The 26,438-nt window shown below is 62.6% G+C and carries 20 protein-coding genes and 1 pseudogene; 7 read left to right on the top strand and 14 right to left on the bottom strand.

All coding sequences use genetic code 11. The features are described 5' to 3' along the window. Window positions 1–142 precede the first annotated feature (142 nt). On the top strand, window positions 143–433 hold the full coding sequence (locus ACODSZ_RS17380; RefSeq protein ID WP_008333988.1) for a DUF4148 domain-containing protein: 291 nt from the start codon (window positions 143–145) through the stop codon (window positions 431–433). A gap of 101 nt (window positions 434–534) precedes the next feature. On the opposite strand, the gene ACODSZ_RS17375 is transcribed toward ACODSZ_RS17380, so the two are convergent. The 3 genes from ACODSZ_RS17375 to ACODSZ_RS17365 all read right to left on the bottom strand — a co-directional run bounded on the left by ACODSZ_RS17375 (window position 535) and on the right by ACODSZ_RS17365 (window position 5,054). Beyond that, the gene (locus ACODSZ_RS17375; protein ID WP_175344530.1) at window positions 535–1,662 is read right to left on the bottom strand and encodes a mechanosensitive ion channel family protein; all 1,128 of its coding nucleotides are present in this window, start codon (window positions 1,660–1,662) and stop codon (window positions 535–537) included. An 87-nt stretch (window positions 1,663–1,749) separates the two neighbouring features. Beyond that, window positions 1,750–3,873: an FUSC family protein gene (locus ACODSZ_RS17370; RefSeq protein WP_488928136.1), complete on the bottom strand. Its 2,124-nt coding sequence runs from the start codon at window positions 3,871–3,873 to the stop codon at window positions 1,750–1,752. Between the two features lie 284 nt (window positions 3,874–4,157). Then, a complete protein-coding gene (locus ACODSZ_RS17365) occupies window positions 4,158–5,054 on the bottom strand; it encodes a LysR family transcriptional regulator (protein ID WP_008333985.1) in 897 nt (298 codons plus the stop codon). 183 nt (window positions 5,055–5,237) lie between these two features. On the opposite strand from ACODSZ_RS17365, the gene scpC reads away from it, so the two are divergent. After that, window positions 5,238–6,728, top strand: a complete 1,491-nt coding sequence (gene scpC / locus ACODSZ_RS17360) for a succinyl-CoA:acetate CoA-transferase ScpC (protein ID WP_008333984.1) — start codon at window positions 5,238–5,240, stop codon at window positions 6,726–6,728. Window positions 6,729–6,732: 4 nt separating this feature from the next. Here scpC and ACODSZ_RS17355 read toward each other — a convergent pair. Continuing rightward, window positions 6,733–7,724 (bottom strand): annotated as a pseudogene (locus ACODSZ_RS17355) (substrate binding domain-containing protein). Between the two features lie 134 nt (window positions 7,725–7,858). On the opposite strand from ACODSZ_RS17355, the gene ACODSZ_RS17350 reads away from it, so the two are divergent. The 3 genes from ACODSZ_RS17350 (at window position 7,859) to ACODSZ_RS17340 (ending at window position 10,448) form a co-directional block, all read left to right on the top strand. Further along, window positions 7,859–9,100, top strand: a complete 1,242-nt coding sequence (locus ACODSZ_RS17350) for an MFS transporter (RefSeq protein ID WP_008333972.1) — start codon at window positions 7,859–7,861, stop codon at window positions 9,098–9,100. Between the two features lie 415 nt (window positions 9,101–9,515). Then, complete coding sequence (locus tag ACODSZ_RS17345) at window positions 9,516–9,767, top strand: hypothetical protein (protein ID WP_008333969.1); 252 nt, start codon at window positions 9,516–9,518, stop codon at window positions 9,765–9,767. Window positions 9,768–9,809: 42 nt separating this feature from the next. Beyond that, window positions 9,810–10,448: an ABC transporter ATP-binding protein gene (locus ACODSZ_RS17340; protein ID WP_175344533.1), complete on the top strand. Its 639-nt coding sequence runs from the start codon at window positions 9,810–9,812 to the stop codon at window positions 10,446–10,448. Between the two features lie 69 nt (window positions 10,449–10,517). On the opposite strand, the gene ACODSZ_RS17335 is transcribed toward ACODSZ_RS17340, so the two are convergent. From ACODSZ_RS17335 to ACODSZ_RS17295, 9 genes are all read right to left on the bottom strand, one after another. Next, a complete protein-coding gene (locus ACODSZ_RS17335) occupies window positions 10,518–10,784 on the bottom strand; it encodes a PAAR domain-containing protein (RefSeq protein WP_008333964.1) in 267 nt (88 codons plus the stop codon). Window positions 10,785–10,841: 57 nt separating this feature from the next. Then, a complete protein-coding gene (locus ACODSZ_RS17330) occupies window positions 10,842–11,915 on the bottom strand; it encodes a T6SS immunity protein Tli4 family protein (protein WP_488928135.1) in 1,074 nt (357 codons plus the stop codon). Beyond that, window positions 11,912–13,654: an esterase/lipase family protein gene (locus ACODSZ_RS17325; protein WP_488928134.1), complete on the bottom strand. Its 1,743-nt coding sequence runs from the start codon at window positions 13,652–13,654 to the stop codon at window positions 11,912–11,914. The genes ACODSZ_RS17330 and ACODSZ_RS17325 overlap by 4 nt, the downstream gene beginning before the upstream one ends. Continuing rightward, the gene (locus ACODSZ_RS17320) at window positions 13,651–14,715 is read right to left on the bottom strand and encodes a T6SS immunity protein Tli4 family protein (RefSeq protein WP_488928133.1); all 1,065 of its coding nucleotides are present in this window, start codon (window positions 14,713–14,715) and stop codon (window positions 13,651–13,653) included. The genes ACODSZ_RS17325 and ACODSZ_RS17320 overlap by 4 nt, the downstream gene beginning before the upstream one ends. A gap of 66 nt (window positions 14,716–14,781) precedes the next feature. Further along, a complete protein-coding gene (locus tag ACODSZ_RS17315; RefSeq protein ID WP_488928132.1) occupies window positions 14,782–15,846 on the bottom strand; it encodes a T6SS immunity protein Tli4 family protein in 1,065 nt (354 codons plus the stop codon). Between the two features lie 66 nt (window positions 15,847–15,912). After that, complete coding sequence (locus ACODSZ_RS17310) at window positions 15,913–16,983, bottom strand: T6SS immunity protein Tli4 family protein (RefSeq protein ID WP_488928131.1); 1,071 nt, start codon at window positions 16,981–16,983, stop codon at window positions 15,913–15,915. Window positions 16,984–17,043: 60 nt separating this feature from the next. After that, complete coding sequence (locus ACODSZ_RS17305) at window positions 17,044–18,117, bottom strand: T6SS immunity protein Tli4 family protein (RefSeq protein ID WP_488928130.1); 1,074 nt, start codon at window positions 18,115–18,117, stop codon at window positions 17,044–17,046. A 5-nt stretch (window positions 18,118–18,122) separates the two neighbouring features. Next, window positions 18,123–19,838, bottom strand: a complete 1,716-nt coding sequence (locus ACODSZ_RS17300) for an esterase/lipase family protein (protein WP_175344537.1) — start codon at window positions 19,836–19,838, stop codon at window positions 18,123–18,125. Between the two features lie 3 nt (window positions 19,839–19,841). Next, window positions 19,842–22,583 (bottom strand): type VI secretion system Vgr family protein, encoded by a 2,742-nt coding sequence (locus ACODSZ_RS17295; RefSeq protein ID WP_488928129.1) that lies wholly within the window; start codon window positions 22,581–22,583, stop codon window positions 19,842–19,844. Window positions 22,584–22,890: 307 nt separating this feature from the next. Here ACODSZ_RS17295 and ACODSZ_RS17290 point away from each other — a divergent pair, with 307 nt between their 5' ends. Next, on the top strand, window positions 22,891–24,549 hold the full coding sequence (locus tag ACODSZ_RS17290; protein ID WP_175344539.1) for an acyl-CoA synthetase: 1,659 nt from the start codon (window positions 22,891–22,893) through the stop codon (window positions 24,547–24,549). 10 nt (window positions 24,550–24,559) lie between these two features. On the opposite strand, the gene ACODSZ_RS17285 is transcribed toward ACODSZ_RS17290, so the two are convergent. Beyond that, window positions 24,560–25,837: a DUF445 domain-containing protein gene (locus tag ACODSZ_RS17285; RefSeq protein WP_488928128.1), complete on the bottom strand. Its 1,278-nt coding sequence runs from the start codon at window positions 25,835–25,837 to the stop codon at window positions 24,560–24,562. Window positions 25,838–26,095: 258 nt separating this feature from the next. Between ACODSZ_RS17285 and ACODSZ_RS17280 the strand changes: the two genes are divergently transcribed. Continuing rightward, window positions 26,096–26,356: a helix-turn-helix domain-containing protein gene (locus ACODSZ_RS17280; RefSeq protein ID WP_175344541.1), complete on the top strand. Its 261-nt coding sequence runs from the start codon at window positions 26,096–26,098 to the stop codon at window positions 26,354–26,356. The last annotated feature ends 82 nt before the right edge of the window (window positions 26,357–26,438 follow it).

Below are 26,438 nucleotides of genomic sequence, written 5' to 3'. Positions count from 1 at the left end.
AACAATGAATTCCGGTTTTTCGTCTTTTTCTTCGTGCCGTCAATCTCTACACTGGGTACCAAGATGACAGCACGCGATGACTGATCCACCACCCCGGAACGGATTGACGTGCGCATCCTCTCTCACGAAAAAGGAAACCACCATGAACACCAAGAACATCACCCGCACCCTGTTTGCCACCCTGCTGCTGAGCACCGCCATGGGCGCTGCCAAGGCCGAAGCTCCGTATCCTGCCGACACCACCTTCGTCTCCACCAAGACCCGCGCCGATGTCGTGGCCGAATTGCAGCAAGCCCGTGCGGCTGGCCAGCTGCTGGTGAGCGATCGCGACCAGGACGTCAAGGCAGTGGCCTCCAGCCGGACCCGTGACGAAGTCCGCGCCGAGCTGGCACAAGCCCGTGCCAATGGCGAACTGGCCATCTCGAACCAGTAAGGCGCTTGCCTTGCGGCCGAAAAAAAGGCGCTCCGGACGAGCCGGTGCGCCAGAGTTGGCTCCAGGCGGGCCGCACGCAAGTGCGGCCCGCTTCATTTCGTTCAGGGACTTTTTTCGCCGGGCGCACCATCGATGATGGTATCGAGCGCCTCCGGCCGGTTGCGCGGCGAGACCTCCGCGCGCAGGCGGGGCAGGGCCTCGGGATAGTGGTTGGCAATGAAGCCGAGCATGTGTTCGCGGATCTGGCAGCGCAGGTCGAAGGCCGCCCCCGAATCCTTGGCCGAGACCAGCAGGCGGACCTGCATATTGCGTTCGCTGGTATCGGTGACGTGCATCACGCAGACGCGCTTGTCCCATAGCGGCAGGGTCTGGCAGACCCGCTCGAACTCGGCACGGATGGCGGCCGTCGGCACCGCGAAATCGAGCCACAGGAAGACCGTACCGAGGATGGTGGAGGAGGTGTGGGTCCAGTTCTCGAAGGGATTCTCGATGAACCATTGCAGCGGCACGATCATGCGTCGCTCGTCCCAGATCCTGACCACGACGAAGGTCCCGGTGATCTCTTCCACGCGGCCCCATTCCCCCTTGACGATCAGCACGTCATCGATGCGGATCGGTTGCGAGAACGCGATCTGCAAACCCGCAAAGAAGTTGCCCAGTACCGGCTTGGCGGCAATACCGGCGACGATGCCGGCCACCCCCGCCGAGGCCAGCAGGCTGGCGCCGAACTGCCGTGCACCGGGCAAGGTCAGCAGGACGAAAGCCAGGCCGAAGAGGGCGATGATGAAGTAGGCGCTGCGCGAGAGCACGCGGGTCTGGGTCAGGATGCGGCGCGCCTTGAGGTTGTCGGCCACATCATAGGGATTGAGATTGATCACGGTCAGGCTGACCGACTTCACGCAACGCATGAAGAACCAGGTCAGCGCCAGGATGAAAGCAATCGAGGTGAGATAGGAGATGCGCGTGAGGCCCGGCGTGTTGTCCGGCGCGCCGGCCAGGACCAGGCGCAGCATGAAGAGGATGACGCAGGCCCGGCTGGCATTGAAGGTGACGGTGGTCGCCGTCGTGGTGAAGGGCCGTCCGCGCGCCAGGCGTCGCACCAGGGCAACGCCCATGCGGTGCAGGACAATGGCCACCACGACCGCCACCAGTGCCGCCCCGAGGACGATCAGGCCGGAGCGCAGCGGCCCCTCGTTCATGTTGTACAGAAAATCAAGATCCAGGTTCATCCCTTCCCTTCCATCCAGAGTGTTGTTGAAGTGATACGCGCGCAGCGCTTTTTCCGGTTCGAACAGGGATGAGGGAATTTGTTTCCGTTAATTTCCTTGCGTTGTCTCTGCGGCCTCTGCTGCCGCTCCCGCAGTCAGCGCCGAGACCAGCAGGCAGGCGGTCTCCACCGCTGCCGCCTGGGCCAGTTGCAGCGGGGCCGGGCGCTGCCGCGTCAGGGCCTGCAGGGTAGAGCAGTCCTGGTCTTGCAGGGCTTGCTGCACGGCAAGCAACCAGTCCGGCACGGCGGACTCGACCGGTTGCGGATGCGCCCACAGGTGGCTGGCGGCAGCGGCCAGCCGACGCGACAGGGCCACCGCCATGCGGCCGCGTCCCTGGTCGCGTGGTGGCCAGCCGCGTTCGCGCGCCAGGCGCTGCAACAGCAGCCCGGCCTCCACATTGGCCACACAGGCCGCGCGCCGGTGCGCATGCAGGGAGGCCAGGCCGGCCTTGTCGGCGACGTGGTCGCGCACCGCCAGGGCGGCGATGAGATAGCTCAGGTTGAGGCTGGCCATCTGGCGCAGCTGCCCTTGCGGATCTTCCTGCTGGCGACGCGGCCAGAACAGATAACTGGCCGCCAGCGCCACCAGCGCCCCGATGACGTTGTTGCCGGCCCGCAAGGCGGCATTGGCCAGCTCATGCGCAGGATCGCCGCCGACATCGGCCACCAGCACGAACACGGGCGTGAGGAAGGTGGCATAGAGGCCATAGCTGACCGGACGCAGCGCCATGGTCAGCACCGTGAGCGGAAACACCAGCAACGCCAGCCCCAGCGGCGAATGCACCACCAGGCAGACGGCCACGGCCAGCGCGCCGCCGACCACGCTGCCGATGGCGCGCTCCATGCTGCGCGACCAGCTCTCGGCAATGCTGGGCTGCATGACCAGCATGGTGGCCATGGTGGCCCAGTAACCGAAGGGCAATGCCAGCAGATGCACGATCAGGTAGGTGAGTCCGGCGGCCGCAGCGCAACGCCAGGCGTGATGCCATTCGGCCGAACCGGCACGCACGTGCAGCGCCGCCTTGCGGCCCAGTGCGCGCAGGCGGTGCAGCAGGGCAGCCACACCGTAGCGCCGCTCACGTCCGGCGCGGGCGGCCTCCTTGAGGCGCGCAGGATCGTCGGTACCCAGCGCCAGCGGTGTATCGAGCTGCTGCAGCAGCCGTCCCGTGCCACTGGGCAGGCGCGCCACCAGCTGGCGCAGGCGCAGCATGATGCGCGCGTCTTCATCGGCGGCAATGGCCTGGCCACGCTGCATCTCGCGCTGCATGGCCTGCAACTGGCTGGCGATGGCGCCCAGCACGCGGGCACTGCGCCGCCGCGCGTGCAGGGGTTGGTAATGCGTCAGTTGCAGATCGGCCAGGACGGTGATGCCATCGAGCAGCGCGTCGGCACGGGCCAGGCGTACCAGCAGATTTTCGTAGAGGCGGCGTGACTCGGTGCGCTCGACGGCCACCGCATCCAGCGTACGCTGGGCGGCAGCCAGATCGAAGCGCGCATGGCGGCGGGTGTGGGCGGCCAGTTCGGCCGCATGCACGGCGTAGGCGGCGTCTTCCAGGTCCGTGGCTGCGGCCAGGGCGGCCAGCTCGGCCAGCGTGCCATAGGCGCGTGCCACGGCCTGGCGCGCGGGAGCGAAGGGGTGGATGCGCCATACCGTCAGGCCCAGCAGCAGCGCCCACAGGCAGCCCGCAAGATAGATCAGCACGTGGCTCTGCGCCAGCGGCCACAGCAGCACCGGGGCGTCGGCCATGATGGCCGAGACGCCCGCAGCCAGCATCAGGACCAGGCCCGCAGCGGCACCATAGATGCGCGAGAAGCCGGCCACGCCGGCGCAGGCCATGATGGTCAGCAAACCCGCTTCCACGCTCCAGCCGGCGGCGCTGGCGGCGATCATGCCACCCAACGTCGAGACCAGCGCGAAACCGCCCATCGAGGCCAGGCGCGCCCGATTGGAACCGGCGCTGTCGGCCAGGCTGGTGAGGAAGGCGCCGATGGCCGCCCACGAGAACAGCGGATTGCCCAGCCACTCGCCCAGCAGCAGCATGGCCGCCGCGCCACAGGCCGCACGCAGGCCCTCGGACAGGTTGGCATGGCGCAGCGGGAACTGCATCTGCCAGCGCTCCACGCGGGTGCGGCAGCGGCGGCAATAGTGCAGCAGGAGAAAGCGGTACGGCAAAAACCGTGCGGAAAAACGCGACGACGGAAGCGGCGGCATGATGGAGCGGGCGAGCGGGCAGAGGGAGCAGGGCAGGCACTGCAGGGAGAATGCCGACCCCTGCGCACTCACTGGCGTGACGACGTCATTCCGGTTCCGCCTTCACGGGTGAGGAGGGGCGGCAGGGTTCGGCAAGTCCAGTATAGGAAACCGAACCATGCACGGCATGACTTAAATTCGCCGATTCCATTCCAAAATGGAATGCCCGCGCTGCGCGTCCCTCTGCACTGCGCTGCCCGCGGGACTCACTTGCGCACGCGTCCACCGGCAAACAATTCCTCGCTCAAGGCCATCCAGGCACGTGCCGCGTAGGAGAGATAAGCGCCGCGCGTGACGTAGGCCACCTGCCACTGCACTTCCGGCTCCACCAGTCGGACTGCCTGCAACTGGTTGGTGGCCAGGCGGTGGATGAAGGGCTCGGGCAAGAGCGCTGCGCCCATGCCGGCCAGGGCCATGGCGACCAGCCAGTCCCACTGGGCGCTCTGGGCCACGATCTCGGGCTCGATGCCCAGTTGGCCGAACATGCCGCGCAGGCTGCGGGTGAGGCCGAATTCGTTGTTGAGCAGCACCAGCGGCATGCCATCGAGCTGGGCGCAGCGCAGGGTGGTGCGATGCTTCTGGAAGCGCCCGGTCTGCGCCACCGCCCACATGGGGTAACGCGCCACCGGCAGGGTCTGGAGCTCCAGTTCGGGATCGGCGGGCAGTACGGTCATGCCGATCTCCAGTTCGCCATGGGCCACGCGCTCCTCGATCTGCGGGCCGGTGTCTTCCTTGAGGACGATGGCAATCTCGGGATGGCGCTCGCGGAAAGCCTTCAATACCGGGGTGCAGAGGATGTTGATCATGGGCGGGATACCGATCTCCAGACGGCCGCAGCGCAGTGCCTTGGTATCGCGTACCTCGGCGTCCAGCCGCTGCATGGACGCCAGGATCTGCTGGCCCTGTTCGTAGACCACGCGCCCGGTATCGGTGAGCTGCAGGCGGCGGCCGTCGCGTACCAGCAGCGGGGCATCGACCTCATCCTCCAGCTGCCGCACCATCTTGCTGACGGTGGACTGGGTCACGTGCAGGGCATCGGCGGCACGACTGAAGCTGGCCTGGCGAACCGTCTCGGTAAAGTAACGCAGGGCGCGAATATCCATGGCAGCAGCTTTCGGCAGTCAATTTTGGGGAGCGGGGAGTATTCATTTTCCGACTGGAACGGCGGAATTTTAATCATACAGTGCATACCTGCGGGCTCCTATACTTGAAGCAAACAAGATGCAGGAAGTCCGTCAAGGATGCCCCTGTCCCCCCTTAAAGAACCCGAGCAGGAGCACACTCTCATGGATAGTCAGCGCATTGGCCAGCCCGCCCTGGTCGGCAAGCTCATGTCTGCCGCCCAGGCGGCCACCTTCTTCCACAACGGCATGACCATCGGCCTGAGCGGCTTTACCCGCGCCGGTGACGCCAAGGCCATGCCGCGCGCGCTGGCTGACCGGGCGGCGCAGGAGGAACTGCATTTCACCGTCATCACCGGTGCCTCGCTGGGCAATGGCAGCGACGGACTGATGGCCGAAGCGGGCCTGCTGGCGCGGCGTCTGCCGTTCCAGGTGGACCCGACGCTGCGCAGGAAGATCAATGCAGGCGAGGTCATGTTCATCGACCAGCACCTCTCGGAGACCGCCGAGCAATTGCGCAGCGGCACGCCCTCGCGCATCGATATCGCCGTCATCGAGGCCGCCGCCATTACCGAAGAAGGCATCGTGCCGACCATGTCGGTGGGCAATTCGGCCAGCTTCGTGGAGCAGGCGCGCCATATCGTCATCGAGCTCAATACCAGCATGCCGCTGGCGCTGGAAGGGCTGCACGACATCTACCTGCCCGCAGCGCGCCCCGAGCGCAAGCCGATTCCGCTGACGGCCGCAGGTGACCGCATCGGCCATCCGACCATTCCCTTCGATCCCGAGAAGGTGGTGGCCATCGTGCTCACCGAGACCCCCGACAGTCCTTCCTCGGTGCTGCCGCCGGACGACGAGACCCGCGCCATCGCGCGCCACGTGATCCACTTCCTCGAATGCGAAGTGGAAGCCGGACGCCTGCCGCACACGCTGGCGCCGCTGCAGGCCGGCATCGGCACGATTGCCAATGCGGTGCTGCACGGGCTGGTGGAGTCCCCCTTCCGCGATCTGGTGATGTATTCGGAGGTGCTGCAGGACAGCGCCATCGACCTGCTCGATTCGGGCCAGCTGGCCTTTGCCTCGGCCTCCTCGATCACCCTGTCGCAGGCCAAGTATGCGCACTTCCTGGCCAATCTCGATCGCTATCGCGACAAGCTGGTATTGCGCCCGCAGGAAATCAGCAATCATCCGGAACTGGTGCGCAGGCTGGGCATCATCGGGCTCAATACCGCGCTGGAATTCGACATTTACGGCAACGTCAATTCCACCCACGTAGGCGGCACGCACATGATGAATGGCATCGGCGGCTCGGGCGACTTCGCACGCAACGGGCAACTCTCGATCTTCGTCTCCAAGTCGGTGGCCAAGGACGGGGCGATCTCCAGCGTGGTGCCCATGGTCTCGCATGTGGATCACACGGAACACGACGTCGATGTGCTGGTCACCGAATGGGGCCTGGCCGACCTGCGCGGCCTGGCGCCGCGCGAGCGCGCCGTGAAGGTGATCGAGCAGTGCTGCCATCCGGACTACCGGCCGCAGTTGCGCGATTACTTCGAACGCGCCTGCCGGGCCGGGGGACATACGCCCCATCTTTTGGCAGAAGCCTTCACATGGCATCAGCACTACGCCAGCCACAAGACCATGCGACTGGACTGAAGCTTCATATCCCGCCCGGGTCCACGCCCGGCGCCCCCCGTCCCACGGCCTGGTGCACGACGGCAGGCATGGCTTCCTTCATGGTGTCGATGAAGTGGCGCAGCCGCGCCGGGTAGAAACGTGCAGGTACGGGTACATCAGCGACACCGGCAGCGGCGCCGGCTCCCATTCGGGCAGCAGTTGCACCAGGCGGCCGGCGGCCACGTCTTCGGCCAGCACCCAGGATGAACCCACGGCCACACCCATGCCTTCGATGACGATGTTGCGCAGCGCATACAGGCTGTCGGTGACCAGCTGCGGGCGAAACCCCACCTGGCGCTGCTCGCCGCTGGTGGCGTGGGTCAGCGTGATCTCGCGGCGGTAGAAGGCGGGAATGGCGATCCACGGGAAGCCGGCCAGGTCTTCCGGCTGGCGGGGCAGGGCGCGCCCCTGCAGCACGGAGGGTGCTACCACCGTCATGCGCGGGACCTCGGCCAGGTGGATGGCGACCACCGAGGGATCGTTGACCTCCCCGACCTGGATGGCGCAATCGATGCCCTGGCTGATGAAATCGGCCGCCCGGTCATGCAGCAACCACTCCACCGTGATGCGCGGATGGCGCTGCATGAACTGCAACAAGGGCGCGATCAGCTGCTTCTGACCGAAGGCGTGCGGCACCACCACCCGCAGCGTACCTTCGGCATGCTGGCGGGCCCCGCGCAATTCGCTTTCGAACTCATCCCAGCCGGCCAGCAGTTCCTTGGCACGCTCGTAGCAGCGTTCGCCGTCCTCGGTCATCTTCATGGCATGCGTGGAGCGCTGCAGCAGGCGCACCCCAAGCGAGCGTTCCAGCGCCTGCAGACGGCGGCTGACGGTGGGTTGCGTGGTCGCGAGCTGGGCCGCCGCCGCCGACAGGCTGCCGGCCTCGACGATGCGTACGAAGGTCTGGATCAGCTCGATCCGGTCCGTCAGGCCGGTGGCGGAAAAGCTCGGGGCAGGGGAGAGAGGCTTGGTCATACGGCTAACGTATAACAATTCTGCCGTGGGCGCTACTACCAGATGCGAGCCGGGAGGCGGACAATCCGTTCCAACGCTGGCAGGAGGGGGATTTCCCGGGCCGGCCGCCAGACCCATCTTATCGAGGTTCCATCATGAACAGCATTCCCAAGACGCATACAGGCGCCGCCGCTGCGGCTTCTCCCCATCCCCATGCCCACGGTCCGTCGGTCGGACTGATCGGGCTGCTGGCCACCGGTGCCGGCCTGGCCGTGGCCTCGCTCTACTATTCGCAGCCCATGCTGGGCGTGCTGGCCGATGACATCGGCGCCTCCGAGCGCGCCGTGGGCATGGTGCCGATGTCGACCCAGCTGGGCTACGCGCTGGGCATCCTGCTGCTGGCGCCGCTGGGCGATCGCTATGACCGCCGTCGCATCATCCTCATCAAGGCGGCCATCCTGACGGTCGCCCTGCTGCTGGCTGGTGCGGCCTCGGGCATCGGGGCACTGCTGGCGGCCAGCCTGGCCATCGGCCTGACGGCCACGCTGGCCCAGGACATCGTCCCGGCCGCCGCCACCCTGGCGCCGGAACAGCATCGTGGTCGCATCGTTGGCACCGTCATGACCGGTTTGCTGCTGGGCATCCTGTTGTCGCGGGTGGTGAGCGGTTTCGTGGCCGAGCACTTCGGCTGGCGCGCCATGTTCGTCGGCGCCTCGGCCAGTATCGCCCTCATCGGTCTGGCCGCCTGGCGCGGTCTGCCGCGTTTCCATCCGACTACGCACCTGTCGTATGGCGCGCTGCTGGGTTCGCTCGGCACCCTGGTGAAGAAGCATGGCGCGCTGCGTCGTGCCGCGCTGGCCCAGGGCTTGCTGTCGGTCGGTTTCTCGGCATTCTGGTCGACCCTGGCGGTGATGCTGCATGGCGCGCCCTTCCATCTGGGTAGCGCCGCTGCAGGTGCCTTCGGCCTGGCCGGTGCTGCCGGTGCGCTGGCGGCGCCTCTTGCGGGCCGCATCTCCGACAAGAAGGGTCCGGAGCTGGTGACTCGTCTGGGCGTGAGCCTGGCGGCGCTGTCCTTTGCCTCGATGGCCTTGTCGCCGTGGTTCTCGACGCAGGGTCAACTGGTCTTGCTGGCACTGGCCGCCATCGGCTTTGACCTGGGCGTGCAGGCCACGCTGGTGGCGCATCAGACCATCGTCTACAGCATCGAACCGGGCGCCCGCAGCCGTTTGAATGCGGTGCTGTTCGTGGGCATGTTCATCGGCATGGCCGCCGGTGCCGCCCTGGGCAGCCTGGCCCTGGCGCAGTGGGGCTGGATCGCGGTGGTGGCGCTGGCCGTGCTGGCTGCCGTGCTGGCGCTGGTGGTGCGCATGTGGCCGGGGGCCGCCAGGGCGCGTTGATTTGCCTTCTTGCGGTAGCAAGACCAAGGACGACGGTCCCGGCAGTTGCCGGGACCGTTTTTTTTGTTTTCCCACAGGCTGGGCCATTTTTGCCGGATGGGAAGATGTGCCCCGGGCGTCCTCCTGGCGGTCGACATCTTCTAGAACCCATTTCATCAATAGGCGTGAGTGCGAGCGAGTCCCGTTTGGGATGAAGTGCAAGGCGCGCGACGCGTCGTGTGGCGGTGCCACACGCAAGGAGCGCAACGCGGCCAGCGCCCTTTCTGGACAGAACGCATCTCACGCCTATTTATGAAATGGGTTCTATAATCCCGGGCAGGAGACAACCCATCGCCAGCATGTTGCCCGCCCGTCAATGCGCCCCTGCGGCGCGGCCAGGCAGCCATGCAGCGAACGACAAAGCAGGGTGAATGGCATGGCACTGTATTTCAAGAACAAGCGACACAAGACCTTCCTGGGTGCGCCCGTGGGGTGGCCATTGATGGTCCTGATGGCGGTCGACCTGTGTATTGCCGCGCTGATGTTTCTGTCGGACCACGACTGGAGCGGCCTGATCCTGCTGTATCCGCCGCTGGCGTTGGCGCTGGCGATGCTGGCCGATGCCAGGAAGGAAAAGCAGGCTGCCGAGCAAGCCAAGCGCCAGGCGGCGCGGCGCCAGCGGTCCTGAGCACAATCGACTTCCCCTTTCCCATCGCCACGATCACCACCGATGACCCAAGCTTCCGACCGTGCAGCGCTGCTGCTGGTATCGCGCCTGAATTTTTCCTATCCCGGACTGGATCTGTTCCAGGATTTTTCGGCCCGCATTGCGCCCGGCGTGACCCTGGTGCGCGGGGGCGATGGCCGCGGCAAGACCACGCTGCTCAACCTGCTGGCCGGCTTGATGCCCGCGCGCGACGGGGTGCTGGAGTTGAACGGCCTGCGGCTGGACAGCGAGCCTGAGAATTATCGCCGCCAGGTGTTCTTCATCGATCCGCGCACCGAGGCTTATGACCAGATGACGCCGCCGGAAGTGTTTGCCGCATTGGCTGAACGCTATCCGCATTTCGATCACGCGCAGTTGCCGGCGCTGACCGAAGGCTTGTCCTTGACGCCGCATCTGGAGAAGAAGCTCTTCATGCTCTCCACCGGCAGCAAGCGCAAGGTCTACCTGGCAGCGGCCTTCGCCGCCCACGCCACGCTCACGCTGCTGGACGATCCCTATGCCAGCCTGGATCGCGCTTCCATCCAGTTCGTTGCGGCTACGCTCAACGCGCATGCCGCAGATGCCGATCAGGCCTGGGTGGCGGCCATGTATGAGACGCCCGGGGCAGTGCGCCTGGCGGAGACCATCGATCTGGGCGATTGACAATCCGCCAGGGCAACTGATGCCCTCCCATCGCGCGACGCTGCAGCATGACGGCCTTCCGGGGCCACCCTATTGCGCACTGAAGTTGCCGGTACTGGCAATGAGCGTGGCACCGCAGCTGGTCATGTGGCCTTCGTAGGCGACGGCGAGGCCATCGATCTTGTGATGGGGATGTCCTTCGGTGATGGTGCAATTGTCGTGTCCTTTCTGCGGGCAGCTGCAGACGTCGCCCACCCGCGCCACGGGCAATCCGCCGACCTTGAAATGGCTGGCGCTGACTTGCGTGACCTTGCCGCCATGGGAGGTGGCGTCGCCGAGGCGGATGATGTTGGGCATGCGGATTCCTTTCGAGGTGGAGGGGGAAGGGTCGGAGAGGGCGAGGGCTTGTGCGCCTCATGGCGACGGGCTTGAGGCTTGCGGCCCCCGGGTCGGGCGCATGCGGAAGCTGTTGAGCACCTCATCCCATAACTGCAGGGCTTGTGCATCGGTCATCCTGGTCGGTTGCGCATTGCTGTTCTTGTCGTGATGGCCGGTCGTCAGTTCGATCTTGATGGCAGGCGTATCGAGCGAGCCCTGGCCCTCAGTCTCCCAGATGAAACTGTGACTGCGTCCGCCGCCGCTGTTGGGCGTGGTGACCAGGAATTCCTGGCCCTGGTAGGGGCCGACCTGGCGCTCGCCTTTGCGCAGCGTGCGTACCGCGGTGGCGAGATGGCCGAGTGTCTGCAAGCCGCTGCTCATGCGATCCAGCAGCGGTCGGTCGTGCTCGCTCATGGCCAGCGGGTAGAACCAGACAGAGACAAAGGCATCGGGGTGGCCAGCGATGTCGATATCGATGCCGGCTTCTTCATTTTCCCAATCAGGGTTGGCGATGAAGCCGCCTTCGAAGCAGTAGCCGGGGTCTTGGGGAATATCATGCGTAGCTCGCTTACGCAGGGCAGCAAGCGTTAGACGCATACGTTCTATCGCGTCGTCCTGATAACTTGGCATGCCCACAGGAGGCGGGCTCATGCCGGCCTCTGTCTTGAATAGATAGCGCGTGCCATCAATCCAGCGATATCCCTCTACCTGCGCGATTTCATCAATAAAGCTCTCTTCCCAATAGACCAAGATTCGCGAATGCTGATCAGGCTTGATCAGCATTCGCAACAGACTAGGGTCGGTTTCATGCTTGATTGATTTGAGCGTGTTTACCTTGGCATCTATTTCTGCCCCAAATTCTTCCAGGCTCATGGCCTGGGGCGGCTCCAGCCTGGCAAAGTCATATTGATAATTGCCTCCACTCAGTACCGAACCTGCTGGCATATCCAACATAAAACGACCGGTACAAAACGTTGAGACAGAAGGAACAGCTCGGCTTGCCTGGGCAATATTCATGATGCGCAATCCTTGGTAAGGTGAACGGTCTCCAGACAGGAACATCAAGATGAGCGCGGCCAAGAAGACCTTTGAACGCAGAGATATCTTCATGATCCTTTTTCTCCGAAAGCCGTCGCCAACAGCGCGGAAGAACTGACGATCCTGATGATTGAATAGAGAGTGACCGCCTGTGCAATCGGAGCGTTGTAGGAAAACTGATGGTCATAGCTCTCATGCCCTTTCAGCTTTCCTTCATGCTTGAAAAGCTGTATGACATGCGGCTTCGGGGCTGCTCCCGATTCCGCCGGGACCGTGCCGTCTCCAGGACCGGTGCCGTCTTGGATAATGCAGTAGCGGTGCTGGGCCTCGCCGAAGCGTAGCTCCGTCATCCCGTTCAGATCATCCGCTACGAGCTGCGCTTTACGAGGATCACCCAGGACTTCCGGCCTGCACTTCCAATGGATCTCGTTCCACGCAAGTTGACGTTGGTCAGCGGCGTAATACGCGTAAGTATTGGGGTGGTAGCAGTCTTCAATCTGTTGATGAAATGACCGCGCCAATTTCATCGTCCTTGCAAACCGATCAAAGTCCCGCGAAGGTCGAGTCTTGGTGGAAAATACCTTTCCTTCCCTTTTAGCGCGCTCCCTGTCCTCCTTCCCCGCCGGATCAATCAACTCCTCTTGAATCAACTTCCACCAATCCGCCGAATTATTGAGGTAGATGTTGCGGTAAGGATCTCCCTCACCCAGGAAACGCTCCATTTCCTCAGGCATCCCGCGCTGTCCCATGCCAACGTAGCTCACGCGCAGCCAATGCCGTTCTCCGCGGTTGCTCCAGGTCTTGTATTGCGCCGTCGGCAGCAGTTCCAACGGTCCGGGCGCGTTGGCCATCACGGCCGTACACTCGGCACCGTTGCGACCCAGTACCACTTGCCCGGCGCCCTCAAATCCGGCGCGGATCCGCTTGTAGGTGGCCGGTGCGCCAATGGCCGGCATCACCCCGTGCACCACGCCCAGGATGCGTTCGGCCATCTCCGGCAACTGCGCACATGCGCGCGCGACCAGGCCGCCCATGCTGTGCGTGACCAGGATCACCTGTTCGCAACTTCTTGCCTTGCTGCGGTAATACGCGGTGATGCGTTCGATTTCCCTGGCCAGCCGCTGTGCCGAGACCTTGTTGCTCTGCAGCCAGTTGTAGCCCACGGCATGGACCGGATAGAGCACTTCAGCGGCCTGCCGCAACTGCTTTTCCTGCAGCGGCGTGAAGGGCTTCTGCGCTCCCAGCCTGGCCGCATCCTGCCGCGCCATGACGAGTTCCTGCCAATGTGAAGTCAGCTTCCTGCCCTGGCTTGCAGGATCGAAGATCAAGGCCATGCTGCTCTCCAGCAGTGAAAGAATGGACAAATAACTGTCCGCGTGGAGTTGTCCCCAGCCCCGCCACTTGATGCGCTCGGCATCCGTCTTGCCAGGGGCAAAGGCCAGCAGCGTCTTGCTGATGTCGTCGGGATAAGCCGGGCCGTCTTCGTCCACCTCGGTATTGTCTGGATTGAGCAATCGCTGCCGATCAGCCGCCGTGCGGCCGACATGCTTGAGTGCCAGCGCCAGGGTTTCCCATTTGCCCTCCGGGGGAAACCACGCGGGCCCCTTGCCGCGGCCTTTGAGCTTGAGTCGCGTGCCCATGATGCCGGGCACGAATACGATGGGTATCACGATGTCCGGGCTGGTCAAACACAGGGCGCGCACCTTCATGCGCTGATCGGTCAAGACCGATTGAGCAACATCGTTGCCTTGTTCGTCCCAGGTGGTCGGAACCAGGCGCGTGGGGCCGAGGCCCTTTTCCTGAGTGGTCATGGCCGGCTTTCTTTTGTCTCGATGACGGGGCGCATGCGGAAACTATCCAGTACCTGGTCCCATAGCTTCATGGCCTGTTCATTGCTCAGTCTGGTTTGTTGCGGATTGCCGTCTTTGTCGCGGGAGCCGGTGGTCATCTCAATCTTGAGTGCGGGGGTGTCGAGGGTGCCATCCCCTTCGGTCTCCCAGAGAAAACTATGGCCGCGCATACCACCGCTGTTGGGGGCCGTGACCAGGAATTCCTGACCTTGGTAGGGGCCGACCTTGCGGTCGCCTCGTCGTAACACATGCACAGAAGTCGCCATGCGGCCCAGCATTTGCAGCACGCCGCCTACACGGTCCAGCAAGGGTTCGCTGTGTGCGCTCCTGGCAAGGGGATAGAACCAGACCGAAACATACGCATCAGGGTGGCCAGCGATATCGATATCGATCGCGGCTTCTTCCATTTCCCATTCGGGGTTGGCGATGAAGCCGCCCTCAAAACAATAGCCGGGCTCTGTGGGAATCTCATGCGTTGACCGTGTGCGCAGGCCAGCGAGTATTGCTTGCATGCGTTCGACGGCGTCTTCCTGATAGCTCTTGGTGCCGGTACGAGGCTTGCTCATGCCTGCCTCGCTCTTGAACAAATAACGTGTACCGTCAATCCAGCGGTATCCGTCCACCTGCGCTATTGAAGTAATAAAACTCTCCTCCCAGTACACGAAGATCCTTGAGTATGGATCTGGCTTTACCAACACGCGCAATAGACTGGGCTCGACCTTATGTTTTGTCGATCTTAGGGCCTTTTCCTTGGCTACCATTTCCGCCTCGAACTCCTCCAGGCTCATGGCTTTAGGTTTATCCAGCCGCGCGTAGTCGTAGCGATAATTGCCACCGCTGACGACCGAGCCTGCTGGTATATCAATCAAAAAATGACCAGTACAAAAGGTCGAGACGTCCCGAACAGGCTCACTTGCGTAAGCTGATTTCATAACGCTTGAGCCTGTTTGTAGCGAGATATCCGCGACCCATAACAAAGCCAACAGGGCCAAACCGAGGATGGGGCGAAGCGTTCTCTTCATGGTCATTTCTCACACAGGGGCGCATTCCTAGGCACTAGCAAATCCGATGATTGGCAACAGGCCGAATCATTGCTTCTTTTCTTGGGGAGCAACCACAGGGCGCAGGCGGAAACTATCCAGTACCTGGTCCCATAGCTTCATGGCCTGTTCATTGCTCAGTCTGGTTTGTTGCGGATTGCCGTTCTTGTCGCGATGACCGGTGGTCATCTCAATCTTGAGTGCGGGGGTGTCGAGGGTGCCATCCCCTTCGGTCTCCCAGAGAAAACTATGGCCGCGCATACCACCGCTGTTGGGGGCCGTGACCAGGAATTCCTGACCTTGGTAGGGGCCGACCTTGCGGTCGCCTCGTCGTAACACATGCACGGAAGTCGCCATACGGCCCAGCATTTGCAGCACGCCGCCTACGCGGTCCAGCAAGGGTTCGCTGTGTGCTCGGCGGGAAAGGGGATAGAACCAGACCGAAACATACGCATCAGGGTGGCCAGCGATATCGATATCGATGGCGGCTTCTTCCATTTCCCATTCGGGGTTGGCGATGAAGCCATCTTCGAAGCAATAACCGGGCTCAGTCGGAACGTCATGGGTTGAGCGCTTTTGCAGGTTTGAGAGAATCTTTTGCATGCGCTCGATGGCGCGGTCCTGACGACTCATCGTGCCGGTACGAGGCTTGCTCATGCCTGCCTCCTTCTTGAAAAGATAGCGTGTGCCGTCGATCCAGCGGTATCCGTCTACCTGCACTACTTCCGAAATAAAGCTCTCCTCCCAATAGACGAAGATCCATGAGTGTGGGTCCGGCTTAATTAATAAACGCAACAGGCTGGGCTCGGTTTCATGCTTTGTCGTCCTCAGCTTCTTTTCCATTACGGCCATTTCCGCCTCGAATTCTTCCAGGCTCATGGCTTTGGATTTATCCAGCCGCGCGTAGTCGTAGCGATAATTGCCGCCACTGACGACCGAGCCTGCTGGCAGGTCGAGGAGAAAGCGCCCGGTACAAAAGGTCGAGACGTCCCGAACAGGCTCACTTGCGTAAGCTGATTTCATAATGCTTGAGCCTGTTTGTAGCGAGATATCCGCGAGCCATAACAAAGCCAACAGGGCCAAAAATAGGATGGGGCGAAGCGTTCTCTTCATGGTCATTTCTCACACAGGGGCGCATTCCTAGGCACTAGCAAATCCGATGATTGGCAACAGGCCGAATCATTGCTGCTTTTCTTGGGGAGCAACCACAGGGCGCAGACGGAAACTATCCAGTACCTGGTCCCACAGCTTCATGGCCTGTTCATTGCTCAGTCTGGTTTGTTGCGGATTGCCATTCTTGTCGCGATGGCCGGTGGTCAATTCGATCTTGAGCGCAGGGGCATCGAGCGTGCCTTCGCCTTCGGTCTCCCAGAGAAAACTATGGCCGCGCACACCACCGCTGTTGGGGGCAGTGACCAGGAATTCCTGACCTTGGTAGGGGCCGACCTTGCGGTCGCCTCGTCGTAACACATGCACGGAAGTCGCCATACGGCCTAGCATTTGCAGCACGCCGCCTACGCGGTCCAGCAAGGGTTCGCTGTGTGCTCGGCGGGAAAGGGGATAGAACCAGACAGAAACATACGCATCAGGGTGGCCAGCGATATCGATATCGATGGCGGCTTCTTCCATTTCCCATTCGGGGTTGGCGATGAAGCCGCCATCAAAACAATAGCCGGGTTCTGTAGGGATATCATTCGTCGATCTTTTTCTTAGGCTGGAGAGCATCTTGCGCATGCCTTCGATGGCGTAGTCCTGGCGACTCATCGTGCCGGTACGAGGCTTACTCATGCCTGCATGGCTCTTGAAAAGATAACGTGTCCCATCAATCCACCGATATCCGTCTACCTGCGCTATTGATGTAACAAAGCTCTCCTCCCAATAGACGAAAATCCACGAATACGGATCTGGCTTTACCAACAAGCGCAATAGACTGGGCTCGACCTTATGCTTTGTCGAGCTCAGTGTCTTTTCCTCGGAAGCCATTTCTACCTCGAACTCCTCCAAACTCATGGCTTTGGGTTTATCCAGCCGTACAAAGTCGTAGCGATAATTGCCACCGCTGACGACCGAGCCTGCTGGCAGGTCGAGGAGAAAGCGCCCGGTACAAAAGGTCGAGACGTCCCGAACAGGCTCACTTGCGTAAGCTGATTTCATAATGCTTGAGCCCGTTTGTAGCGAGATATCCGCGAGCCATAACAAAGCCAACAGGGCCAAAAATAGGATGGGGCGAAGCGTTCTCTTCATGGTCATTTCTCACACAGGGGCGCATTCCTAGGCACTAGCAAATCCGATGATTGGCAACAGGCCGAATCATTGCTGCTTTTCTTGGGGAGCAACCACAGGGCGCAGGCGGAAACTATCCAGTACCTGGTCCCATAGCCTCATGGCCTGTTCATTGCTCAGTCTGGTTTGTTGCGGATTACCGTCTTTGTCGCGGGAGCCGGTGGTCATCTCAATCTTGAGTGCGGGGGTGTCGAGGGTGCCATCCCCTTCGGTCTCCCAGAGAAAACTATGGCCGCGCACACCACCGCTGTTGGGGGCCGTGACCAGGAATTCCTGACCTTGATAGGGGCCGACCTTGCGGTCGCCTCGTCGTAGCACATGCACGGAGGTCGCCATGCGGCCCAGCATTTGCAGCACGCCGCCTACACGGTCCAGCAAGGGTTCACTGTGTGCTCGGCGGGAGAGGGGATAGAACCAGACCGAAACGTAGGCATCAGGGTGACCGGCGATCTCGATGTCGATGGCGGCTTCTTCCATTTCCCATTCAGGGTTGGCGATGAAGCCCTCTTCGAAGCAGTAGCCAGGCTCTGCGGGGATGTCGTTGTTTGACCGTTTATGTAGGCTGGAGAGAATCTTGCGCATGCGGTCGACGGCGTAGTCCTGCCGGCTCATCGTGCCAGTCCGCGGCTTGCTCATGCCCGCCTTCTTCTTGAACAGATAACGTGTTCCATCAATCCAGCGGTATCCCTCCACCTGCGCTATAGACGTACTGAAGCTCTCCTCCCAATAAACGAAGATCCATGAATGCGGATCTGGTTTGATCAACAAGCGTAACAAGCTTGGTTCGATTTGATGCTTCGTCGATTTGAGCGCCTTTTCCTTGGCGACCATGTCCGCCTCGAATTCGTCCAGGTTCATCACTTTTGGCTTATCCAACCGCGCGAAGTCGTAACGATAGTTACCGCCGCTAAGCACCGATCCCGCTGGCATATCAAGCAGGAAGCGGCCAATACAAAAGGTGGAAAAACCCGGAACGGATTCACTTGCCTGGGCAGTGTTCATGATCTGCAATCCTTTTTGAGAGGAGATATCTCCAGATAAAAATAACCAAATAGTTACGCTCAGAATGGTGATGAGGCGAAGCAATTTTTTCACGATCATTTCTCTCAGGAGGGTGTTTTCAAATTCGCCGAAGTACTAACAATTCTGACGATGGAATGGAGGGTGACCGCCTGCCCAATCTTGGCGTTATAGGAAAACTGATGGTCATAGCTGTCATGAGATTTCAGCTTTCCTTCATGCTTGAATATCTGGACAACATGAGACTTTGGCGCGCCACCCGACTCCGCCGGGACCGTACCATCCCCTGGTCCAGTACCGTTCTGAAGCGTGAAGTAATGGAGGTGATACTCGCCGAAGCGCAGCTCCAACATTCCATTCAAATCATCTTCTGCCAGTTGCGCTTTCGCGGGATCGCCGGGCACCATTGGCGCGCATTTCCAGTTGATCTCGTTCCACGCTGGACGCTGTGGATCAGCGGCGTAATACGCATAGGTATTAGGGTGATAGCGGTCTTCAATCAATTGATGAAGTGTCCGAGCAATGTCCATGTTGTCTTTGAATTGATCAAAGTCAGAGGACTCCCGATCCTCTTGAACCAACACCTTCCCCTCCCTCCTCGCTCGCTCCTCATCTTCTCTCCCAGCCGGATCAACCAAATCCTCCCGCACCAATTTCCACCAATCCGCGGAATTGTTGAGATAGATCTTCGCGTAGGGATCGTCCTCTCCAAGAAAGCTATCCATCTCCTCAGGCATGCCCCGCTGTCCAATGGCCCGATAACTGGCCCGCAGCCAATGCCGCTCGCCACGGTTGGTCCAGGTCTTGTATTGCGCCGTGGGCAGCAATTCCAAGGGACCCGGCGCATTGGCCATCACTGCCGTGCAGTCGGCGGCATTGCGCCCGAGGATGATCTGCGCCGCGCCTTCAAACCCGGCGCGCATACGCTTGTAAGTCGCGGGTGCGCCGATGGCCGGCATCACCCCATGCACCACGCCCAGAATGCGTTCATTCATTCCGGGCAGAAGGGCACAAGCCCGTGCAACCAGCCCGCCCATGCTGTGCGTGACCAGAATCACCTGCTCGCAACGCTTGCCCTTGCTGCGGTAATACGCGGTGATGCGTTCGATCTCGTCAGCCAATCTCTGGGCAGACACCCGGTTGCTTTGCAGCCAGTTGTAGCCCACCGCATGCACCGGATAGAGCATCTCGGCCGCATCCCGCAACTGCTCTTCCTCAAGCGGAACGAAGGGCTTCTGCGCTCCCAGTTTTGCCGCGTCCTGGCGATCCATGACCAACTCTTTCCAATGAGAAGTGAGCGTGGTCCCCTGGCTGGCAGGATCGAAGATCAGCGCCATGCTCGTCTCCAGCAGCGAAAGAATCGGCAAGTAACTGTCCGCATGGAGTTGCCCCCAGCCACGCCACTTGATGCGCTCGGCATCGGTCGCGCCAGGCGCCAGCGCAAGCAGCGTCTTGCTGGTCTCGTCTGGCGAGGCAGGTCCGTCTTCATCCACTTCGGTCAGATCGGGATTGAGCAAGCGCTGCCGGTCGGCCGAGGTGCGGATCAGGTGCTGGAGCAGCAAGACGATGGCGTCCCAGGTACTGTCCGGCGGGAACCATGCCGCTCCCTTGTCACGTCCGATGACCTTGAGCCTGGTCCCCATGATGCCCGGCACGAACAGGATCGGGACCACCACCTCCGGTGTGGTCAGGCACAAGGCCCGCACCTTCATGTTCTCCCCCGTCAGCACCGATTGCGCCACATCATTGCCGTCTTCATCCCAGCTCGTGCCGACCAGCCGCATCGGTTCGGATCCACTCATCGTCTACTCCTTCACAATGCGCAGGCGCGCAATGCGCATGGCCATGTCCTTGCTCAGCGCGGTACGGCCCTGTTCGTCGGTGACACCTTCAATGACGCTGCCATCCTCCAGCTCGATGCGATAGCGCTGCCGCACGTGGGGCCGGCCACTGCCGCGCCGGGCCAGGATGAAGCGCTCGTCGGTACGTAGCGCGCTGGCCGGTAGCTCCACGCCAGGCGGCGCACTGTCGGCACCGCTGAGGTGATGGAAATCGGCCGAACGGATGGTGTGCTCGCCACGGCTCTGCTGGGTGATGACGCCGCCGCCCAGATCGATCTGCGCCCCTGCCGCCAACAGGCGCAGCTTGGGGGCTTGCAGGACGATTTCATCGGCAGCCGTCAGGACGATGCGGCGCGCTGATGTCGCTTCGATGTCCCCGCCATGGGTCTGCAATTGCATCGGGCCGCTGGCGGCCACCAGCCGGATACCCAGCCGCTGCACAAACAGGCTGATGCCCTCGGCCACGCGCGCCAGCAACTTCCTGCCTACGGAGAGCTGGGTGTTGCCCACGCTGATGAGATCGACCTCCTTCTGCGCGCCAATGGCCACCCCTTCCTCGCTGGTGACGGCCACGCCCGCCGGCGCAGTCACGGCTACGACAGGCTGGCCGCCAGCGCCGCCCTCTGGCTGCGTATTGCTGCCAGCCTCCCAGGCGTCGAGGCGCTCGCGCAGGCTGCTCAGGCTTTGCAGGCGGGTGCCGTCGGCATGATGGGTCTCGGCCAGCGCTGCCAGTTGCTGCTGCACCTCCTGCAGTACGTGCAGCAGACCCAGCATCTCGGCGCGATCCAGTTGCGTACCAGCGGCCTGATCGCGCGCGGCCGCACTGATGAGCACACCCTGTCCACCCCGCAGTGCCAGGGCCTGGTCCGTGCGCAGCTCGGCGCCTTCGCCACGGGCCTCGCCGTAGCCCTCGCTACGGGGATGGGTGAGCCAGCCGAGATTCAGTTCGCTTTGCCCATGTTGCGAAGCAAGCTGGGCGCTGATCTGGTGCCGGGTGTCGTCCAGGCGCAGCTGGTTGTAGCGCTGGCCCTGGATCTCCTTGCTCCTGATGCCGGCCAGGAAGCGATTGCCCGGCAGGCTGCCCACACGGCTGAAGGCCGGTGGCAGCGACTGGCCGTTGAAGAGGCGGCCAATGACGATGGGCTTGTCAGGATCGCCGCCGAGGAAGTCGACCAGCACCTCATCGCCCACGCGCGGCAGATGGATCGCGCCCCATTGCCGCCCGGCCCAGTGACTGGCCACGCGCACCCAGGCGGAATCGCGTTCGCTGTCGCTGGCGCCGGCACCACGGGCATGCTGGTGATCCTGCATGCGGGTGCCGGGAAAGCGCAGCTTGATGCGGCCCAGCGCATCGCAGTACAGCTCTTCGCCCGCCGGACCGACGACATGGGCACTCTGCAGACAAGGCCGGGGCAGATCCACCCGCGGGTCAAAGGGCGGCACCAACGGTATGCCACGGCGTACGCAGCTGAAGCGATTCAGATAACGCCGGCCCTGCTCGCGGCAAAGCTGGCGCAAGTACGCCAGCTCCGTCAGCGCGCTTTGCTCATGCTGCGTGGCTTGCTGCAGGCGCTGGTCCAGCGAAGCCGGAAGATTGTTCTCGGCATGGAAGGCCAGCCGGGTGATGACGAATTCGCGCTCGTGGGGCTGATGTGCGTCCAGTTCGGGGTGATCCTCCACGCTGATCCATTCGCCCACCCGCAAGGCCCGCACGGTGGAATCAGCCTGGAAGGTCTTGGTCTCCTGCGCCAGCCGCTGCATGCGCGTCTTCGAAATCTGGTCAAAATCTTCACCATCATCGGCGATGTGCGGTGCCTCGACGAGATAGTCGTCCAGCAGCAGGGCGAGACGGTCACCCAGTTCCCCCTGCTCGGCAGAGATGTTCACTTCCCTGTTTAGGGGCCCATTCCGGGCATGGTCCCAGGTCTGGCGGCTGACACTGCCCGCGCGCTGGCGACGCATGGCGCGCCAGCGCACAATGCCGTCCTGCGCACCGGGCGCGTGATCCTGCCGGTAAGGGACGGTGCCGGCCGCGTTGCGCGGCAGCTGCAGGGGATCGTTGAACAGCACCAGCACATGCCGAGGACTACCGATCTGGCCAGGCGGGGACGGCTCGCCCGGACGGATGAACCAGCCGATGCCTCGCCGCTTCCACAGGCGCCGCAGGAAGTCGGCGTCGGATTCGTTGTGCTGCATGATGAATTCACGCGCCGGATACTGCTCCGCCAGCAGCGACCAGTCGACCTCGAAACTGCTGGCCAGGAGCGAGCTGCGCTGGCGCCATTCGTTGATGAGTACCTGAGTCACGTCCGTCTCGCTGGCGCGCAGGAACACTCGGGTGTTGATCCGTTGCCCGAGCAGGCTCAAGGCATCGCGCAGCACCAGGCGGTAGCCGCTGAGTTCGTGATCGATCTGGTCCGCATCAGCTTCGGCGATGAAACCGCACACCGTGCGCAGTCGCCCCTGGTCGGTGACCAGCCGGATCTCTGCCGGCAGCGCCATGAAGTCCTTGAGCGGCAGGTCTTCATGCGGCGACAGGCACAGCAACTCATGCTCGCTGGTACCGCAGACCGATTCGCGGCCTGTCACCTGCCGTACCAGCAGCGCCTGCTGCAAGAACTGGTGCGACTGCGGCAAGCGCAGCCGGATGGCGCGGGCCTGTTGCGTCCAGGTGATGAAAGCCTCGGAGAGCGTGCGGTAAGGCATGCGGAGATCCTTGCTGGAGAATCCGTCCGGGCGGCATCCGGGAGCACGGACGATGCGCGGGCTGAACGGGAGATGGCGAGAGGAGGGGCCATGCTAGAGGAGCCCGACGCGCCATGGGGAGAAGCGGCAGAGGTTGCGCGGCAAACTCGTCAGAGTTCGACGAAGGACATTGCGTGGATGTCGTTTTGTTGTGCCATGCCGATCCTCGGCGGGGGCGCTATGATAGGCGACGTGCCGGCCCGACCGGCACATGCGGAGCCCGGCCCCATGCAGGCAGGGCCCATCGAACCCCCATAGGAGACAAGACGTGCCACCAGACCTCGCGCCACGCCCCGCCATCACCTCGGCCCACTATCGTGCCGACGCCCCCGCTGCCTATGACTGGCAGATCCCCGAGTACTTCAACATCGGCCTGGCCGCCTGCGACCGCTGGGCCGATGGTAGCGACCGGCCGGCCATCATCGCCGAGGACGCCGATGGCACGGTCACGACCTGGAGCTTCGACCAGCTCAAGCGGCTGAGCGACCAGTTCGCCAACGTGCTGAGCGAGGCCGGCATCAAACGCGGCGACCGCATCGGCATCTATCTCTCCCAGCGCATCGAAACCGTCATCACCCACATCGCCGCCTACAAGCTGGGCGCGGTGACGGTGCCGCTGTTCTACCTGTTCGGGCCGGAAGCCATCGCCTATCGGCTCGACAACAGCGAAGCTTCTGCCCTCGTCACCGATGCCTCCGGCATGGACAAGGTCCATCTCGCAGGCGAACTGCCGGCGCTGAAGGTAGTGTTCTGCGTGGAGCAGTCCGATATCGTGCTGCCGCAGACCACCGATTTCTGGGACCGTCTGCGCGCTGCCCCGGCCGTGTTCGAGCCGGTCATCACGCTGGCCGATGATCCGGCCATGATCATCTATACCTCCGGTACCACCGGCAAGGCCAAGGGTGCGCTGCATGCGCATCGGGTGCTGCTGGGGCACCTGCCGGGCGTGGAAGTCTCGCACGACAGTTTCCCGCAGCCGGGCGACCGTTTCTGGACACCCGCCGACTGGGCCTGGATCGGCGGCCTGCTCGATGTGCTGTTGCCCTCGCTGTATCACGGCGTGGCGGTGGTGGCGCGGCGGCTGGAGAAATTCGACGCTGCGACCGTATTCGGCTTGCTGGCGCGGCACGCGGTACGCAACGTGTTCTTCCCGCCGACCGCACTGAAGATGCTGCGCAGCACGCCCGATCCGCGCGCGCAATGGGACTTCGCGCTGCGCAGCGTGGCCAGTGGCGGCGAGACGCTGGGCGACGATCTGATCGCCTGGGGTCGGACGGCACTGGGCCTGACCATCAATGAGTTCTACGGTCAGACCGAATGCAATCTGGTGGTATCGTCCTGCGCGCAGCTCTATCCCGGTGCCTCCGGCAGCATGGGGCGGGCGGTGCCGGGACATGACGTGCAGATCGTGGATGAGGAGGGCCATGTCCTGCCGCGCGGCGAAGTGGGCAACATCGCCATTCGCGCGCCGGATCCGGTGATGTTCCTGCGCTACTGGCGCAATGAAGAGGCCACGCGCGAAAAGTTCGCAGGCGATTTCCTGCTCACGGGGGACCTGGGCAACATGGACCCGCACGGCTACATCCGCTACCTGGGCCGCAACGATGATGTCATCACCAGTGCCGGCTACCGCATCGGCCCGGCGCCCATCGAGGAGTGCCTCATGCGTCACCCGGCGGTGCGCATTGCGGCGGTGGTGGGGGTCAAGGATGCCCTGCGCACGGAGGTGGTGAAGGCTTTTGTCGTCCTCAAGGAGGGACATGCTCCAGAAGCCGCCCTGGTGAAGGCCCTGCAGGAGCATGTGCGTTCGCAACTGGCAGCGCATGAATATCCGCGCGAAATCGCCTTCGTCGATGCGCTGCCCACTACGGCCACCGGCAAGATCATGCGCAAGGCGCTCAAGGAAAGCGCAGAGCGGGCCCCCTGAAGCGATGGGCTCAGACCCCGTGCACCAGCCATTGCATCAGCCACGACAAGCCGAACAGCAGGGCCCCGATCAATGCGCCGACCAGGGTGCCGTTGATGCGGATGGCCTGCAGGTCGCGGCCGATGTTGAGTTCGATCTGGCGTGACAGCTCGGCCGTATCCCATTGCTTGATGGTGTGGCTGATATGGCGCGTGAGCAGTTGGGCCACCTCCGGACCGAGACTGGCGATGGCCTGTTCCAGATGCGTATTGAGCGAGGCGCGCAGCGGGGCATCATCCTGCAGGGCAAGGCCGATCCAGCGGGTGGCGGCGCTGGCCCGGGCATGCAGGGCCGAATCGGGACGCGCCAGGTCCTGCCGCAGCCACTGGCGCAGGCTGTCCCACAGGCTCGCCACATAGGCGTTCACTGCCTCGCCCTGCACGATCTCGTGCTTGATCTCTTCGGCACGTGCGCGCAGGGCCGGATCGTCCTTGAGCCGCGCCACGAAGCCGGCCAGCTGGTGGTCGAAGGCCTGTCGCAGCGAATGCTGCGGATCATTGGCGATGCCGGTGAGCAGCTTGTCGAGGATGTCGGCGAGGGTATCGGCGGACTTTTCGCCGATCCAGTTCGAGGGCAGCAGTTTCTCGATCTTGGGATATTCCCGCTGCAACCATTCCACCATGCGCTCGGCGATGAAGGCCCGTGTCTGTTCGCGGTTGAGCAGCTCGGCCAGCGCCACGATGGCGCGGTCCAGCAATTGCTGATGGCGCCCCTCCAGCGTGAGCGTATCGAGAATGCTGGCCAGTGAATGCGACAGGTCCAGCTTGCCCAGCGCAGTCTGCAGGGCCTCGCGCACGAAGCCCTGGATGCGACGGTCATCGGTGAGCGTGAGCACGCCGCCCACGGCCTGCGCCATGTAGCTCCCCAGGCGCGCGGCATTCTCGGGCGCGGCCATCCACGCAGAAAGCCACTGTGCCGGATCATGGCGGCGTACCAGCCCAAGCAGCGACTGGGGACTGAGGAATTTTTCTTCTACAAAGACCGCCAGGCTGTCGGCGATGCGGTCCTTGTTGCGCGGGATGATGGCCGTGTGGCGCGCCAGAAACGGCAAGGGAATGCGACGAAACAGGGCACTCACCGCAAACCAGTCGGCCAGCGCCCCGACCATGGCAGCCTCGGCCATGGCGCGCAGCAGAGCGCTCCAGACAGAGGGTGGCAACAGCGAGGCGAGCACGAACAGCAGCGCCGATCCCAGCAGGCAAGCCAGGGCGAGACGCTTGGTATGGCGCAAGGTTTGTTGTTTATCCATGGCATGGCGTGAGAAATGCCGGGCGAGATGCTCGCGGCATGAGACGGGGAGTCAAAACAAAGTACAAAGTTCTGAAGAATTTCGAAAGATCACTAGTAGTTTTTCGAAAAATGCCTACTGAAAGTTCGGCAGGAATCTCGATAAATTTCGATTATTCATCACGACATTCAGGCGTATAAGTGATTGTCACCGATAGTTTGTGCCTTTGTAATTGTAGCTAATCGACCGTCACCCCTAGCCGCACCGATCCTTGCGCTCATGAAAAATTCAGAGACTCCACCGAGCGCCCGCGTCATCTTCGGACAAAACGTCCGCAGGGTACGCCGGCTGAAAGAGATGTCACAAGAAGAGCTGGCCTTCCGCGCTGACATCAGTCGCACCTACCTGAGCGAAGTCGAGCGAGGGGAAAGGAATATTTCCGTCGACAACATGGAGGCCCTGGCCTTCGCGCTGGAGATGGAACTGCCTGACCTCATGCGGACCAGTCTTCTTTCACTGCCAAGCGAGGATTCGCGCTGAGCATCGACATCTCGACTTGAATGCGCCGGGCGGGCGCCAGGTGCGCCCCATTGCGTTACGCCTTTTTTTAACTTTCTGGTAC

It is taken from the genome of Herbaspirillum sp. FG34, assembly GCF_057809315.1.
This window is presented reverse-complemented; position numbering and strand designations above follow the sequence as displayed.